Origin of the sequence: Cellulophaga lytica DSM 7489 (assembly GCF_000190595.1) — a bacterium.
Classification (GTDB): Bacteria; Bacteroidota; Bacteroidia; order Flavobacteriales; family Flavobacteriaceae; genus Cellulophaga; species Cellulophaga lytica.
Map to the genome: position 1 here is coordinate 710,775 of NC_015167.1, position 16,726 is coordinate 727,500.

General features: G+C 31.9%; 14 protein-coding genes (1 of these 14 running past the window's edge). 12 read left to right on the forward strand and 2 right to left on the reverse strand.

What is annotated here, in order from left to right; all coding sequences use genetic code 11:
• Position 1 precedes the first annotated feature (1 nt).
• Complete coding sequence (gene trkA / locus CELLY_RS03245; RefSeq protein ID WP_013620228.1) at positions 2 to 1,351, reverse strand: Trk system potassium transporter TrkA; 1,350 nt, start codon at positions 1,349 to 1,351, stop codon at positions 2 to 4.
• A gap of 287 nt (positions 1,352 to 1,638) precedes the next feature.
• On the opposite strand from trkA, the gene ubiE reads away from it, so the two are divergent.
• Together ubiE and porT are read left to right on the forward strand one after the other, a co-directional pair.
• A complete protein-coding gene (ubiE, locus tag CELLY_RS03250; RefSeq protein WP_013620229.1) occupies positions 1,639 to 2,367 on the forward strand; it encodes a bifunctional demethylmenaquinone methyltransferase/2-methoxy-6-polyprenyl-1,4-benzoquinol methylase UbiE in 729 nt (242 codons plus the stop codon).
• Positions 2,368 to 2,381: 14 nt separating this feature from the next.
• Complete coding sequence (gene porT / locus CELLY_RS03255) at positions 2,382 to 3,077, forward strand: type IX secretion/gliding motility protein PorT/SprT (protein WP_013620230.1); 696 nt, start codon at positions 2,382 to 2,384, stop codon at positions 3,075 to 3,077.
• A gap of 3 nt (positions 3,078 to 3,080) precedes the next feature.
• On the opposite strand, the gene CELLY_RS03260 is transcribed toward porT, so the two are convergent.
• A complete protein-coding gene (locus CELLY_RS03260) occupies positions 3,081 to 3,806 on the reverse strand; it encodes a TrmH family RNA methyltransferase (protein ID WP_013620231.1) in 726 nt (241 codons plus the stop codon).
• Positions 3,807 to 3,830: 24 nt separating this feature from the next.
• Here CELLY_RS03260 and tamL point away from each other — a divergent pair, with 24 nt between their 5' ends.
• The 10 genes from tamL to CELLY_RS03310 form a co-directional block, all read left to right on the forward strand.
• Positions 3,831 to 6,407 carry a translocation and assembly module lipoprotein TamL gene (gene tamL, locus CELLY_RS03265; RefSeq protein WP_013620232.1) on the forward strand — a complete coding sequence of 859 codons (2,577 nt, stop codon included), beginning with the start codon at positions 3,831 to 3,833 and terminating at the stop codon, positions 6,405 to 6,407.
• 58 nt (positions 6,408 to 6,465) lie between these two features.
• Complete coding sequence (gene fbaA, locus CELLY_RS03270; protein WP_013620233.1) at positions 6,466 to 7,533, forward strand: class II fructose-bisphosphate aldolase; 1,068 nt, start codon at positions 6,466 to 6,468, stop codon at positions 7,531 to 7,533.
• A 33-nt stretch (positions 7,534 to 7,566) separates the two neighbouring features.
• Positions 7,567 to 8,445 carry an acetyl-CoA carboxylase, carboxyltransferase subunit beta gene (accD, locus tag CELLY_RS03275; protein WP_013620234.1) on the forward strand — a complete coding sequence of 293 codons (879 nt, stop codon included), beginning with the start codon at positions 7,567 to 7,569 and terminating at the stop codon, positions 8,443 to 8,445.
• 203 nt (positions 8,446 to 8,648) lie between these two features.
• Positions 8,649 to 8,918, forward strand: a complete 270-nt coding sequence (gene rpsO / locus CELLY_RS03280) for a 30S ribosomal protein S15 (protein ID WP_013620235.1) — start codon at positions 8,649 to 8,651, stop codon at positions 8,916 to 8,918.
• A 218-nt stretch (positions 8,919 to 9,136) separates the two neighbouring features.
• Entirely contained in the window at positions 9,137 to 11,380 is a 2,244-nt protein-coding gene (locus tag CELLY_RS03285; RefSeq protein WP_013620236.1) for a polyribonucleotide nucleotidyltransferase, read from the forward strand.
• A 148-nt stretch (positions 11,381 to 11,528) separates the two neighbouring features.
• On the forward strand, positions 11,529 to 12,236 hold the full coding sequence (locus tag CELLY_RS03290) for a VWA domain-containing protein (protein ID WP_013620237.1): 708 nt from the start codon (positions 11,529 to 11,531) through the stop codon (positions 12,234 to 12,236).
• Positions 12,237 to 12,568: 332 nt separating this feature from the next.
• Positions 12,569 to 13,375, forward strand: a complete 807-nt coding sequence (gene proC / locus CELLY_RS03295) for a pyrroline-5-carboxylate reductase (RefSeq protein WP_013620238.1) — start codon at positions 12,569 to 12,571, stop codon at positions 13,373 to 13,375.
• Between the two features lie 2 nt (positions 13,376 to 13,377).
• The gene (gene proB, locus CELLY_RS03300; protein ID WP_013620239.1) at positions 13,378 to 14,148 is read left to right on the forward strand and encodes a glutamate 5-kinase; all 771 of its coding nucleotides are present in this window, start codon (positions 13,378 to 13,380) and stop codon (positions 14,146 to 14,148) included.
• 11 nt (positions 14,149 to 14,159) lie between these two features.
• Positions 14,160 to 15,359 (forward strand): glutamate-5-semialdehyde dehydrogenase, encoded by a 1,200-nt coding sequence (locus tag CELLY_RS03305; RefSeq protein WP_013620240.1) that lies wholly within the window; start codon positions 14,160 to 14,162, stop codon positions 15,357 to 15,359.
• Positions 15,360 to 15,600: 241 nt separating this feature from the next.
• Positions 15,601 to 16,726 carry the 5' portion of a glycosyltransferase family 2 protein gene (locus tag CELLY_RS03310; RefSeq protein WP_013620241.1) on the forward strand. The gene runs 308 nt beyond the window's last position, so only the first 1,126 of its 1,434 coding nucleotides appear in the window; its start codon is at positions 15,601 to 15,603; its stop codon lies off the right edge, out of view.

Sequence of the window (16,726 nt, forward strand, 5' to 3'; positions counted from 1 at the left end):
TTTACAAGAAAAGCTTTTCAATTTTAGGAATAGACCTTGGCAAACAACATACCACTACTCTATCTCCTTCTAAAATTTTAAAATCACCAAGAGCTATAATACCATCTCCGTCTCTTACAACACCACCAATGGTTGCAGACCTAGGAAAATCTAACTCCTTAATAATTTGCCCATTAACAGCAGAATTTGGTTTTACAACAAACTCTAAAATTTCTGCATTAAGGTTGTTTAAACGTGTCATTGCTACAACTTCTCCACGTCTTATATGTTTAAATATATTATTAGCCGCTAATAATTTTTTATTAATTAGCGTATCTATACCAATAGTGTGCGATAGCTGAAAATAATCCATATTTTCTACTAATGCTATAGTTTTTTTTATGTTTCTAGACTTAGCTACCAAACAAGACATAATATTGGTTTCTGAGTTAGACGTTACTGATATAAATGCATCCATAGCATCTAAATTTTCTTCCTCTAAAACCTCAACAATTCTACCATCTGCATTAATTACTAAGGCATTTGGTAAATCATCGGCAAGTTGCATTGCTCTTTCCTTGTCTTTTTCTATTAATTTAACATTAAATCTTTTTCCGCATAAATCACGAGCAGTTTTATAACCTAACTTACTACCTCCGTGAATCATTACATTTTTAATTTGTCTTTTTTCTTTACCTGTTAATTTTAAAAGATCATCTAATCCTTCTTTAGAAGTAATAAAATATACCTGATCTCCTTTCATAAACTCAGTATCACCTCTAGGGATAATAGTATACTGCGTTCCTACACGCTGAATAGCTATTGGCATAAAATTTAATTCAGGAAAAATGCGCGCTGCTTCTTTTACCATTTTACCTACAAAAGGTGCAGATTTTGGCAAGCAAACTCCAATCATAATTAGTGCTCCATCCTCAAACTCATAACTCTCATTAAAAGCAGATTGGTTTAGTAACAACTGTATTTCTGTGGCAGCTAACTCTTCTGGAGAAATTAATTCGTCTACTCCTAATTTTTCAAAATTAAGAGCCTCTTTATTCCTTATAAATTCTGTATTGGATATACGGGCAATTGTACGCTTACAGCCCAATTGCTTAGCCATAATACATAGTGTTAGGTTTGTAGTTTCTGATGACGTAACACCTATTACAAGGTCAGATTTTTCAACCTGAGCATCTTTTAAAACTGCAATAGATGTAGCATCGCCTTTTAAAACACGAATGTCTAAATGACTATCTGCGTAAGCTAAACTTTCTTTATAGGTATCTATTAAGGTAATGTCTTGCGACTCAAAAGACAATAATTTTGCCAAATGAAAACCAACCTCTCCTGCTCCTGCTATTATTATTTTCATAAATATTTTTAACTAAGCCAAAACCTACCCTAGTAAACTTTGGAGGGCAAAATTACTCAATTTTATGCAATTGGCTGGTATATAGACGTAAAAACAAAAAACAACTTACAGTATACTTTTTACACCTTATATATTTCGTTGCTAACCAGTTAACTTGCACGTTTAAATCCCTAATTTTTAAAACGTATAATACCTACATATATTACATAATGGCAGGTTTTAGCTCTTTTAAGGCTCTAAAATGCATAAAATGTAACCATTGTACTATCTTTGCAAAAAAAATAATAATGGCAGAAAAAGTTACTCCCTATAAAGATTCTAAACTTGGAAAAAAAGAACAGGTTACACAAATGTTTGATACCATTTCTAAGAATTATGATGGCTTAAACAGAGTAATTTCTTTTGGCATAGATGTTAAATGGCGTAAAAGAGTTGTAAATCTTATAAAAAGTAAAAAGCCAGTAACCATTTTAGATATTGCTACTGGTACAGGTGACCTTGCTATTAACTTAACAAAAACAGGTGCTACTAAAATTACTGGTTTAGACATTTCTCCAGGAATGTTAGAAGTAGGCAAACAAAAAGTAGCTGCAAAAAATTTAAGTAACACCATAGATATGATTATTGGTGATAGTGAAAACTTACCTTTTAGTGACAACACTTTTGATGCTATTACTGTTGCTTTTGGTGTGCGTAATTTTGAAAACTTAGACAAAGGGTTAACAGAAATTTTACGAGTATTAAAACCCAAAGGAACTTTTGTAGTTTTAGAAACTTCTGTACCTACAAAAACTCCTTTTAAACAAGGCTATAAATTTTACACCAAATACATACTACCTACTATAGGAAAACTATTTTCTAAAGACCGTACTGCATACTCTTATTTGTCTGAATCTGCATCTATTTTTCCTCATGGAGAAGAGTTCAACAATATTTTACAAAAAAATGGGTTTATATCTATAGAGAATAAGCCGCAAACTTTTGGAGTTGCATCCATTTACGTTGCTTCTAAATAAGATATGAAAATCTAATGAAAAAAATTCTGTTTCTTTTTTTGTGCCTTTTTATTGCTGGCAACACTGCAAATGCTCAGTTTAATGAAGATCCTATTATAAATTTAGAATCGGAAGATTTACGTCCTTTAAACTGGGGGTATTTTTTAGGTTTTAACCAATATGATTTTAAGTTTGATTATAAAGATGACCTAGGTGATGTTTTGGTTGATAAATCTCTTGGGTTTAATGTGGGTTTAATTGGAGAACTGCGCTTAAACGAATTTTTAGATTTACGTTTTGAACCTGGACTGCACTACACAAAAAGAACATTAGGGTTTAGGGGTTTTACAGATGCTAATGATGCAATTAGAGAAATAAAAAGTACCTACATTAATTTTCCGCTTTTACTTAAAGTAAGCACAAGAAGAATTGGAAACTGGAAACCTTATATTATTGGAGGCGCATCTACATCTATGAACTTAAGCGCTAATGAAGACAGCGTAGAAGATAATAGTAGTGCTACATTTAGAATGAAAAAGAACACCTACTACTACGAAATGGGTTTTGGTATAGATTTTTACTTAGAGTACTTTAAATTTTCACCATCTATTAGAGGAGTTTTTGCTATTAATAATGAGTTAGTACCAGATGCTGACCCTAATAGCCCTTGGACAGGTAATATTAATTCTATGAAAACCAGAGGTATTTTTATAAACTTTACGTTTGAATAGTTTTTATCCTCGTCTTATTTCATTTAGCAAAATTGCAGTTGCTGTAGCTACATTTAAACTTTCTGTTGTTTTATTACCAAATTGAGGAATACTTATTTTTTTAGTAATTAATTCTTCTACCGTTTTAGATACACCGTTTGCCTCATTCCCCATTACTAAAACACCACTTTGTGCTGTAAAATCTTCTTTATAAACATTTTTACCATCCATAAAGGCACCATAAACAGGTAAATTTGTTTGCTTTAAAAAAGCTTCTAAATCTCCGTAAACTATATTAACCCTTGCTAATGAGCCCATTGTTGCTTGTATGGTTTTAGGGTTGTAGCAATCTACGGTTTGCTTAGAGCAAAATAAATTTGCAACACCAAACCAGTCACACAACCTTATTATAGTACCTAAATTACCAGGGTCACGCACATCATCAACCGCAACAAGCCAATTGTCTTCTATTATTTCTTTAGTTTTTGGCTGATAAAAAACAGCTAAGATGTTATTAGGTGTTTTTAAGGCACTAATCTTTTTTAAATCTGTTTCAGAAATTAACTCACACTTAAAAGCATTATCTTCTAAAACGGCATTGCTTGTTGTATAAATTGCATAAGGCTTTACCTTGGCATTTACCAACTCCTTTACCGTTTTTATACCTTCTACTACAAACAACTTATTTTCAGTTCGGTACTTTTTTTGCTGTAGATTTTTTATAAATTTTATTTGGCTTTTACTAACCATACAAATAATGTATTTTTGAACTCTATGAAAATGTGCTTACGTAACACAAAACATTTTGCTAAAATAAGTTTATTATTGCTAGTTATAGCAATAACATCTTGTAATGCGTTAAAAAAAGTAGAAGAAGATGAACTTTTACTAACCAAAAATACCATTACAGCAGATGGTAAAAAAATAAAAAATGAAGAAGCTTACAGTTTAATTTCTCAAAAACCAAATAGCAATTTATTAGGGTATCCTTTACGTTTAAATTTATACAATTTAGCAAAAGACAACCCAGACTCTTTATACCAAGTTTGGCTGCACAAAAAACCAAAACGTGTTGCCCGTTTAAACAAATTACTTTCTAAAAAACAGGTAGACGGTTTAGGAGAATCTTTTATTGTAAAAGGAGCTAGCCAATGGCTAAAAAATATTGGAGAATCACCAGCTATTATAGACACAACTAAAACATCTAAATCTGCCAAACTTTTAAAATCTTATTACGACAGTAAAGGATATTTTGACACAAAATCATTTTATCAAATAGATTCTAGCAACCGCAAACAACGTGCACAAATAAACTATAAATTAGAGCTTGGAGACCCTTACATTATAGATAGTATCACAAAAAACATTACATCAAAAACATTAGACTCTATTTACAAGTTAAACGCAGAAAATTCATTTTTAAAAGAAAAAGAGCAATACAATTCATCTAACTTTTATAAAGAACGAGAACGATTAACTAATTTATTTAGAAACTCTGGCATATTTAATTTTCAAGAGAGCTCTATAGAATATTTTATTCCTAGTGATAGTACTAAAAAACCTATTTCTAAAAAAATGGAGGTTGAACTACAAATTAGCAACCTAAAACAAAGAGGACAAAATAAACTTACTGCCTATAAAATTTTTAAGTTTGATACTATAAATATTTATACTGATTATTTTTTTGGAGATGATGTCTCTAAAATGAAATCTATCACCTATGATAATTACACTCTTTTTTATAAAGACAAGTTAAAGTATAAACCTAAAGCAATTACAAATGCTATTTTTATAAAAAAGGATAGTGTTTATAAAGAAATAAATAAGTCTAGGACCTACAAACAAATAAACAACTTAAATACTTTTAAATACCCAAACATTACGTTTGATACTTTAAGCAATAGGCTTAAAACTAACATATACTTATCTCCTTTAAAAAAGTACACATTAGAAACTAATATTGAAGGCACACACTCTAACATACAAAGGTTAGGTGCTGCGCTTAGTACATCTTTAAACATAAAAAATGTTTTTGGCGGTGCAGAAACACTTAGTATATCTGCACGTGGATCTGTTGGTGTTTTAAGTGAAGTTAACAACCCAAATGAAAACTCTGTTTCTGAAATTGGGGCAGATGTAAACTTAACTGTACCAAGAATTTGGATGCCATTTAAAACAAAGAAAATTATACCTCCTTATATGTTACCACAAACAAGAATGGTAATTGGCACAAATTTTCAGAAAAATATTGGTTTAGATAAGCAAAACTTTAATACTATTTTAGGGTACAACTGGTCTCCTACACAATTTAAAAAAAACTCTTTAGAGTTAATTAATATACAATTTATTAGAAACCTTAACCCAAATAGGTTTTATAATGTATACCAAAGCACCTACAAAAGGTTAGATGATGTAGCAGATGATTACCAAGATGATCCCGCATTAAGCGAGTTTTTTGAAACATCTGAGAACGATTCTGACCCAAAACTAATAATTCCTACTGGTACAAGTGGCTTTATAGACCAAGTTTTAAACCAAGGTTTAATACCTACCACATCAGACAACTACAAAGAAGTTAGAAGTATAGATGAAAGAGAAAAAAGATTAACTGAAAACAACCTTATTTTCTCTACAAGTTTCTCTTATTCTAAAGACAGTAGAAAGGGTGTTAATGACAATGATTTTCATCAATTTAAAATTAAGGTAGAAAGCGCAGGAAACTTACTTTCTCTTATATCCGGAATTACAAAATTTAATGAGAATGAAGACGGACACAAAGAAATATTTGGTGTTCCTTTCTCCCAGTACATAAAAACAGATTTTGACTATATAAAACACTGGAGTTTTCCGTCTCAAAATGTTTTAGCTTTTAGAGGTTTCTTAGGTTTAGCAGTACCTTACGGCAACTCTAATAGTGTGCCATTTGCCAAAAGTTACTTTGCAGGTGGCTCTAATGACAACCGTGCATGGAACGCCTATTCATTAGGTCCAGGTAGCACACAATCTTTAAACGATTTTAATGAGGCCAACCTAAAAATTGCTGCAAATTTAGAATTTAGATTTCCTATTGCGGGTAGTATAAAAGGAGCTTTATTTGCAGATGCCGGTAACATTTGGAACGTTTTTGATAACGAAGAAAACGAAGATGCAATTTTTAAAGACTTTAATTCTTTAGAAGAAATTGCACTAGGCACTGGCTTTGGTTTAAGGTATGATTTTTCATACTTTGTACTGCGTTTAGATACGGGTTTTAAAACATACAATCCAGAGTTAGAAGCGTCAAAAAGATGGTTTAACGACTATAATTTTAGCAATGCAACAATTAACATTGGTGTTAATTATCCTTTTTAACCCTAAATATTTTATTACTTTTGCTATGTTAATCTAATAAAATACCAACACATAAAGTATGGCTCATAACATTAAACCAGGAGTTGCTACAGGCGACCAAGTACAAGAAATTTTTAACTACGCAAAAGAAAAAGGCTTTGCCTTACCTGCTGTTAACGTAATTGGATCTGACACTATAAACAGTGTTTTAGAAACTGCAGCTAGCTTAAACGCTCCTGTAATTATTCAGTTCTCTAATGGAGGCGCACAATTTAACGCTGGTAAAGGATTGTCTAATGAAAACCAAAAAGCTGCTATTGCTGGTGCAGTTGCAGGTGCTAAACACGTTCATGAATTAGCAAAAGCTTATGGTGCAACTGTTATTTTACATACAGACCACTGCGCTAAAAAATTATTACCTTGGATTGATGGTTTACTAGATGCTAGTGAAAAACATTATGCAGAAACTGGTAAATCTTTATTTAGCTCACATATGATAGATTTATCTGAAGAGCCAATTGAAGAAAATATTGAAATTTGTAAAGAATATCTTGCTAGAATGGCAAAAATGGATATGACTTTAGAAATAGAATTAGGTATAACTGGAGGTGAAGAAGACGGTGTAGATAATACAGATGTAGATGATTCTAAACTTTACACGCAACCAGAAGAAGTTGCATATGCTTACGAAGAGTTATCTAAAGTAAGCCCTAAGTTTACAATTGCAGCTGCATTTGGTAATGTACACGGCGTTTACAAACCAGGTAATGTAAAATTAACTCCAAAAATTTTATTAAATTCACAAGAGTATATCACTAAAAAATACAATGTAGAAGAAAACCATATAGACTTTGTTTTTCACGGAGGATCTGGTTCTACTTTAGAAGAAATTAGAGAAGCTATAGGATACGGAGTAATAAAAATGAATATTGATACAGATTTACAATATGCATTTTTAGAAGGTGTAAGAGATTATGTAATGGGTAAAAAAGACTATTTGCAATCACAAATAGGAAACCCAGAAGGTGCAGATGTACCAAATAAAAAGTTTTACGATCCAAGAGTTTGGCTTCGTGAAGGAGAAAAAACGTTTAGTACACGTTTAAAGAAAGCATTTGAGGATCTTAATAATGTAAACACATTATAACAAACAGATCCCCACTTAACTTAATATTATTTTATGTCGGCTTGGTTTAAAAGAAAAGAAAAAGGAATACAGACAGCTACAGAAGAGAAAAAAGACACACCTAAAGGATTGTGGTACAAATCTCCAACAGGTAAAATTGTTGAGTCTGAAGTTTTAGCAAAGAATTTTTACGTTAGTCCAGAAGATGACTACCACGTAAGAATAGGAAGTAAGGAATATTTTGAAATACTTTTTGACGATAATAAGTTTAAAGAATTAGACGAGAAATTAACTTCTAAAGATCCTTTAAAGTTTGAAGACACTAAAAAGTATGTAGACCGCTTAAAAGCTGCTGAGAAAAAAACAGGATTAAATGACGCTGTTAGAACCGCTATTGGAAAATCTAATGGTAGTGATATAGTTATTGCCTGTATGGATTTTAGCTTTATTGGCGGCTCTATGGGTAGTGTTGTTGGCGAAAAAATAGCAAGAGCTATAGATTTTGCTATTAAAAAGAAGGTTCCTTTTATGATGATTTCAAAATCTGGAGGAGCACGTATGATGGAGGCTGCATTATCCTTAATGCAACTAGCAAAAACATCTGTTAAGTTAGCACAACTTGCAGAGGCTGGCTTACCATACATATCTTTATGTACAGACCCAACTACGGGTGGTACAACAGCATCTTACGCAATGTTAGGAGATATCAACATATCTGAACCTGGAGCCTTAATTGGCTTTGCAGGTCCTAGAATTGTAAAAGACACTACTGGTAAAGACCTTCCTGAAGGTTTTCAGTCTGCAGAATTTTTAAAAGAACACGGGTTTTTAGATTTTATTACACACAGAAGAGATTTAAAACAAAAAATAAATCTTTATCTAGATTTAATTCAGAACAAACCTGTTCGTAAACATAAACCTATGTCTGCGTAAGCAACATTATTTTATAATTTTACAACCCTTGATTTATTATTATCAAGGGTTGTTTTTATTAGCAACATATCCAATTAAAGTAAAAATAGTATTCGCACAAAAAAATCTACACAGGTTAAGTTAAAGTGTAATAAATAAATTGTATATTTGCGGCTTGATTGAAAACCAATCACATACATAAAAATCATTAAATAAATATTGGAATGTATTTAACAAAAGAAGTAAAAGCCGAAATCTTTAAGAAATACGGTAAAAACGAAAACGATTCTGGTACTGCAGAAGCACAAATTGCTTTGTTCACACACAGAATTAACCACTTAACAGGTCACTTAAGAAATAATCATAAAGATTATAACACAGAGCGTTCTCTAGTTAAATTGGTAGGTAAAAGAAGAAGTCTTTTAGATTACTTAATCAAAAAAGATATTGTACGTTACCGTGCTATTATTAAAGAATTAGGTATTAGAAAATAATACATAAAGGGAAAGCAATGCTTTCCCTTTTTTTATACTAGTTAATTTATAATATTTATCTTAGCTAAAATTACAAAGACCTTGTTTTAGTACAAGGCAAAATTAAAAGCTTATTTATAGTTTTTCATTGGTCAACACAACAACACAACACCTCGCCCAACAAGGCGTAAGACCATTGTTTAACAAGCCTTAAAATTATAAGGCTTTAAAAAAAATTTATGATTCCAAAAGTATTTAAAGAGGTCATAGACCTTGGGGACGGTAGAGAAATCTCTATTGAAACCGGAAAATTAGCAAAACAGGCCCACGGTTCTGTTGTTGTTCAATCTGGAAATTGTATGTTACTATGTACGTTAGTTTCTAACTACAAACAAAGTGATGTAGATTTTCTTCCTTTAACGGTAGATTACCGTGAAAAATTTGCTTCTGCAGGTCGTTATCCTGGTGGTTTCTTCAAAAGAGAAGCAAGACCTAGTGATGGTGAAGTATTAACTATGCGTTTAGTAGACCGTGTTTTACGTCCACTTTTCCCAAAAGATTACCACGCAGAAACTCAAGTTATGATACAGTTAATGTCTCATGATGAAAATGTAATGCCTGATGCTATGGCTGGTTTAGCAGCATCTGCAGCAATACAATTATCTGATGTACCTTTTGAAACTCCTATCTCTGAAGCTAGAGTTGGTCGTATTAATGGTGAATTCATCATTAACCCAACCAGAGCTCAATTAGAAGAATCTGACATTGATATGATGATTGGTGCTTCTGCAGACTCTGTAATGATGGTTGAGGGTGAAATGCTTGAAATTTCTGAAGAAGAAATGGCAGAGGCAATTAAATTTGCTCACGAAGCAATTAAAGTACAATGTGCTGCTCAAGTAAAATTAGCAGAAGCTTTTGGTAAAAAAGAAACACGTGAGTATGAGCCAGAAAGAGAAGATGAAGATTTAGCTAAGAAAATTTATGATATGGCATATGATAAAGTATATGCTGTAGCTAAAGCAGGCTCTTCTAAACACGAAAGAAGCACTGCTTTTGGTGAAATAAAAGAAGAAATAAAAGCTACTTTTTCTGAAGAAGAATTAGCAGACTATGGAGACTTAGTTTCTAAATACTACGCTAAAGCAGAAAAAGCTGCAATACGTAACTTAACTTTAGATGAAGGTTTACGTTTAGATGGTCGTAAGACTGATGAAATTAGACCAATTTGGTGTGAGGTAGATTACCTACCATCTACACACGGTTCTTCTATTTTTACACGTGGAGAAACTCAAGCATTAGCAACAGTTACTTTAGGAACTTCTAGAGAAGCTAACCAAATAGATATGCCATCTTACGAAGGTGAGGAGCGTTTTTATTTACACTACAACTTCCCTCCTTTTTCTACTGGTGAGGCTCGTCCTTTAAGAGGTACTTCTCGTCGTGAGGTTGGTCACGGTAACTTAGCACAACGTGCATTAAAAAATATGGTTCCCGCAGATTGCCCTTACACTGTTCGTGTAGTATCTGAGGTGTTAGAGTCTAACGGTTCTTCTTCTATGGCAACTGTTTGTGCTGGTACAATGGCATTAATGGATGCTGGTGTGCAACTTATTAAGCCAGTTTCTGGTATTGCAATGGGATTAATTTCTGATGCAGAAACAGGTAAATACGCTGTATTATCAGATATTTTAGGTGATGAAGATCATTTAGGTGATATGGACTTTAAGGTAACAGGTACTGAAGACGGTATTACTGCTTGCCAAATGGATATTAAAGTAAAAGGACTTTCTTATGAAATTCTTGTAAATGCTTTAAAACAAGCACGTGAAGGACGTTTACACATTTTAGGTAAATTAACAGATACTATTTCTGCTCCTGCAAGTGATGTTAAATCTCACTCTCCAAAAATGATTACCAGAAGAATTCCTAACGAATTTATTGGTGCATTAATTGGCCCAGGTGGTAAAGTTATTCAAGAGCTTCAGAAAGAAACAGGTACTACTATTGTAATTAATGAAGACCCTGAAACAGAAGAAGGTGTTGTTGAAATTTTAGGTACTGGGCAAGATGGTATAGATTCTGTTTTAGCTAAAATAGATTCGCTATTATTTAAACCAGAAAAAGGTAGTGTTTACGAAGTTAAAGTAATTAAAATGTTAGATTTTGGTGCTGTTGTAGAATATACAGAGGCTCCTGGAAACGAGGTTTTATTACACGTATCTGAGTTAGCATGGGAACGCACAGAAAATGTAACCGATGTTGTAAATATGGGAGACGTTTTTGACGTAAAATATTTTGGCGTAGATCCTAGAACACGTAAAGAAAAAGTATCTAGAAAAGCTTTATTGCCTAAACCAGAAGGTTATGTAGAAAGAGCTCCTAGAGAAAATAAAGGACGTGATAATAAAGGTAGAGATAATCGTGGTCGTGACAATCGTCGTGATGATCGTAAACCAAGAGAAAACAAAAAAGAAGATTAATTTATAATTTTCTTAAAATTATTAAGCCCAGCAATATTAAATTGCTGGGCTTTCTTTTTAGTTAAAAGAGGCTTTTAAAAAATTACTATTAACTAATTGTAAATCTAAAATAATAGTACTTTAGCTTTTTAAATAAAATGAAACACAAATGAAAACAAAAAGAACACTAACCGTAATTACCCTTATTACTATTTGTACCCTGTTACAATCTTGCTATGTTGCAAAAAAGTCTGATGATTTTTTTGGAATTGAAACATCTACCAAAAACACATTATACCTTATAGATATTTCTGGAAGTATGGAAGGTATTGATGAGGGCTCTGTAAAAGACCAAGTAGTAAGAGAAGTAGGCAACAAAGCTGGCAGTCAAGTTAGCAAAGCTATTGGTGGTAAAATTGGCTCTATTTTAGGGAAACAAGTTACTAAAGAAGCTACCAAGCTTGGCGCTGTAAAACGTAAATTAATACCTGCAATAAAAGGACTTCCTGATGGAAAAAAATTCTTAGTTTTTTCTTTTAATAATAATGTTACAAAACAAGCTACAGAATTTAGAGTAGCTAGCAATACTACCAGAACATCATCTAACATATTTGTTCAAAATCTAAAAGCTAGTGGAGGAACTAATACTTTAGAAGGGTTATTAGAAGCATTATCTACAGCAGATGTTCAAGAAATTGTATTAATGAGTGATGGTCTTCCTAACAGCGGACCCAAAGCTGTTTTAGAAGAAATTAAAAAAGTAAATACTAGCAATATTATTATACATACTATTGCTTTTGGTGAAGATGCAGATTTAGATTTTATGAGAACACTAGCTCAAGAAAATAATGGTACATTTATTACTTCAAAAATGTAATATTACTTTACAGCAGCATAACTGTAATCTACTAAAAATTTTAAAAAACAATAAAAAAAGTCCAAAAATTAATATTTTTGGGCTTTTTTTTATCTAAAAACGCATTTTTTTGTCAAAAACCGACATTTTTTACCGACAGTATGTCACCTTTGTTTTGCTTTAAAAAAATTTCAATTTAAAATATTGCAAGCTTTTTACATATAGCTTAACAACATCATAATCTATAGACGTATGATTATCAAATTAATGATTTCCTAAAATTAGACTTTAATATCTGGACTCTTGCATAATACTTGTGCCACTTAATGTATATAAAACAATATATACAAAAAATGAAAGTATTAGTAATTGGTGCAGGTAATATGGGGTTAACATACTCAGAAGGTATGTCCAAATCTCCACTTCTAAACAAGCATAAACTTAGAATTTACGACACCGATCCAAAAAAAATTGAAACACTTAGAGAAAACCCAGCATTTAATGTTTTTGACAATTTAGAAGATTGTCTTCCACAATCAGACTTGGTTTTTATTGCTGTTAAACCTTATCATAGTGATGATTTATTTTCTAAAATGAAAACTATGCTAAACAACCAGCAAATAATTGTATCCTTAATGGCAGGCGTTACAATACAATCTATTAAAGATCGTCTAAACACAACAAAAGTAATACGCACAATGCCAAATTTACCAGCACAGGTTGGTAAGGGTGTTACATCGTATACAGAGTCTAAAGATGTATCTAAAATAGAACTCCTAATGGTTCGTAATTTACTAGATACTACAGGAACATCTATACATGTTAAAACAGAAAATTTTATAGATGCATCTACAGGAATCTCAGGAAGTGGTCCTGCATATGTTTTTTACTTTATGCAATCTATGCTAGAAGCCGCTTTAAAAATGGGCTTTTCTGAGTACGACTCTAAAGTTCTTGTTAGTAGTACTTTTGAAGGCGCTATAGAGCTTTTTAACCAAAATGATATTTCTCCAAAAAAATGGATAGACCGCGTTGCATCTAAAGGTGGTACCACACAAGCTGCTATAGATTCTATGGAAGACAACAACGTAAAACAGCTTATACAAGATGCCGCATATGCTGCATTTAATAGAGCTATAGAAATGGGTAAAGAAAAGTAAAAATGGAAATTAAAAGAGTAGTTGTAAAAGTAGGTACTAACGTTCTTACAAATAAAGATAACAGAATTTTAGGTCCAATTTTAAAAGAACTTGTACGACAAATATCTGTTTTATATGAAAGAGATATTATGGTTGTACTAGTTTCATCTGGCTCTGCTATAGCAGGAAAAGAAATTTTAGGAGAGACTAATATTACTGACAAATCTACTAGAAGACAGGTATATTCTTCCGTTGGACAGCCAAGACTAATGAGGCACTATTACAGCCTTTTTAGCGATTATGGTATGCGTTGCGCCCAAGTTTTAGCAACTAAAAGAGATTTTGATTTGGGTGTACATAGAGATAATATGATTAATTGTTATGAAGGTTTACTATCTGAAGGCATAATACCAATTGCCAATGAAGATGATGCCGTTTCTGTAACAATGTCTATGTTTTCTGATAATGATGAATTAGCAAGTTTAGTTGCAGAGTTAATTGATGCAGACAGACTTATTATTTTATCTGATACAGATGGCTTATACACTGGGCATCCTGATGATGAAAACTCTAAAAAAATTAGTGAGGTTACTTATGACCAAGATGTAGAAAAATATGTAAAAGCCAGTGGCAAAAAAGAAGGCGAAGGCCGTGGCGGTATGGCATCTAAATTAAAAATAGCAAAAAGTACCGCTAAAAAAGAGATTCCTACTTACATAGCAAATGGAAAAAAACAAAATGTTATTGTAGATATTATTGATAATAAAAAGATAGGAACAAAATTTATTCATTAAAATAAAAATATATGAAATTATTAAGCTCCAAAATAAAAAATAACGTTCTAGAATCAATGATTAAAATTATTGACAATGACAGAGATAAAATTCTAGAAGCGAATAAAAAAGACATTGAAGCTTTTAACAAAGAAGATCAGGCATTATTAGACCGTTTAATTGTTAACAACAGTAAAATAGACGGTATGATAAAAGCTATAGCAGAAGTAAAGCAACAAGAAGACCCCGTTGGCAAAGAAATATCTAACCTAACTTTAGATAGTGGCCTAGTGGTTACCAACAAAACAGCTCCATTTGGAACCATTCTTATTATATATGAATCTAGACCAGATGTTACTATTGAAGCTGCTGTTTTAGCCTTTAAAGCTAACAACAAAATTTTACTAAAAGGTGGTAAAGAAGCACTGCATAGTAATACAATTTTAGAAAAATGTTGGCATAGAGCTTTAGAAGAAAATAATGTTTCTAAAGACTGGATAAAACTATTGCATTTACAAAGAGAAGAAACGCAAGAGTTTTTAAAAAATCCTCCGGAAAAGCTAGATTTAATTGTTCCTAGAGGTGGTGAGCGTTTAATTAAATTTGTAAAAGATAATGCTAGTTGCGCTGTACTTGTAAGCGGCCGTGGCAACAACTTTTTGTATGTAGCCCAAGATGCAGATTGGACCAAAACAATTAATGTTATTGTTAATGCAAAAACGCATAAAATATCGGGCTGTAATGCGTTAGATAAAGTGCTAATAAATAAAAACATTAATGATTACGAAGCTAAAGTAAAAGAACTAGAAGTAGTTTTAAAACAACTTAATGTTAGCATAGTTACAGATAATAATATAGCCAACTTAATACCAGAAAATGAAAAAATTACTGCTGATGATATTTGGTATCAAGAGTTTTTAGCTCTCAAAATTCTTATAGCAGAAGTTAGTGGTATTGACGATGCAATAGAAAAAATTAATACTTATTCTGGCGGACACTCTGCTTCAATTTTAACAGAGGACACTAAAAAAGCAACAACATTTATGCAACAGGTAGATAGTGCTGCGGTTTACCACAATGCATCTACTAGGTTTACAGATGGTGGACAAATGGGAGTGGGTGCTGAACTAGCTATTAGTACAGATAAACTACACCACAGAGGTCCACTTGGCTTAAAACAATTAGTTACAAATAAATATTATGTATTTGGAGACGGGCACATAAGAGACTAAGTAAAAACTGGTTTATTTTACTACAAAAAAAGAGACTATTTCTAAGCTTAGAAATAGTCTCTTTTTTATTTTCATCAAATAGCTAACACTACCAAATTCTCTGTTATTTAACAAATTGTTAACAATTTGAACTTAAAGCCATACTTTTTCTTAAGATATTCATAAATAAAAAATTCTAAAAATCTAAAATAGCATTCAGTTCGTAAAACTAACAGAGAACAGAGTTAAAAACTATAAAATTATGAACACTATACCTATGCTATTAAAAACTTCATATCAAAAGACTGCAACAATTTTTCAAGATTTTAAAATGTCTGTAGACGAAAAAGTAAGCGCCTCTAAAGAAAATAATTCTTTGGCTATATTAGTTTTAGCAACAACCTTTTTACTGTTGTTAGGTTCTATTTACTATATGGTAACTTTTCAAAACGATTTTCTTCAGTTTAACCAAAGCAGAACAAACTCTACTTTTGGTTTAATTTTTATGGTTATTGCTACTACATTATTAGTATTTAAAGTTGCCTTTTTTCTTTTTGTATTATATAGATATTTTAAATATAAACCTATAGCATCTGTTTCTGATGATAAGTTACCAAGAGTAACTGTTATTGTACCTGCTTACAATGAAGGCAAACAAGTACATGACACTTTAGTTAGTTTAATAAATAGCGATTTCCCTAAAGAAAAATTACAATTAATATCTATTGATGATGGTAGTGCTGATGACACTTGGGATTGGATGAAAAAAGCCAAACAACAACTAGGAGAAAGTGTAGAAATTTACCAACAGCCAGAGAATAAAGGCAAAAGACACGCATTATACCGTGGTTTTAATTTAGGAACTGGAGATGTTTTTGTTACTGTAGATAGTGACTCTATAGTAGACGCAGATACTCTACGTAATTTAGTTAGTCCGTTTGTTGTTAATGAAAAAGTTGGTGCCGTAGCTGGTAATATTAGAGTTTTAAACAAAGCAAAAGCATTAATCCCTAAAATGCTAGACGTAAGTTTTGTTTTAAGTTTTGAGTTTGTGCGTTCTGCAGAGAGTACATTAAATTCAGTTTTATGCACACCTGGTGCTTTAGCAGCATACCGTAGTTCTGCTGTTTTTAAAGTATTACCTATGTGGATAAACCAAACCTTTATGGGAAAACCTTCAGATATTGGTGAAGACAGAGCTATGACAAATATGATTTTAAAAGAAGGCAATCACGTGCTTTTTCAAAGAAATGCAAATGCATATACTAATGTTCCTGAAAAATACAAAGGCCTATATAAAATGTTTATTAGATGGGGAAGAAGTAATGTACGTGAAAATATAGAAATGGCTAAATACGTATTTACAAACTTTAGAAAAGAATCTAAAG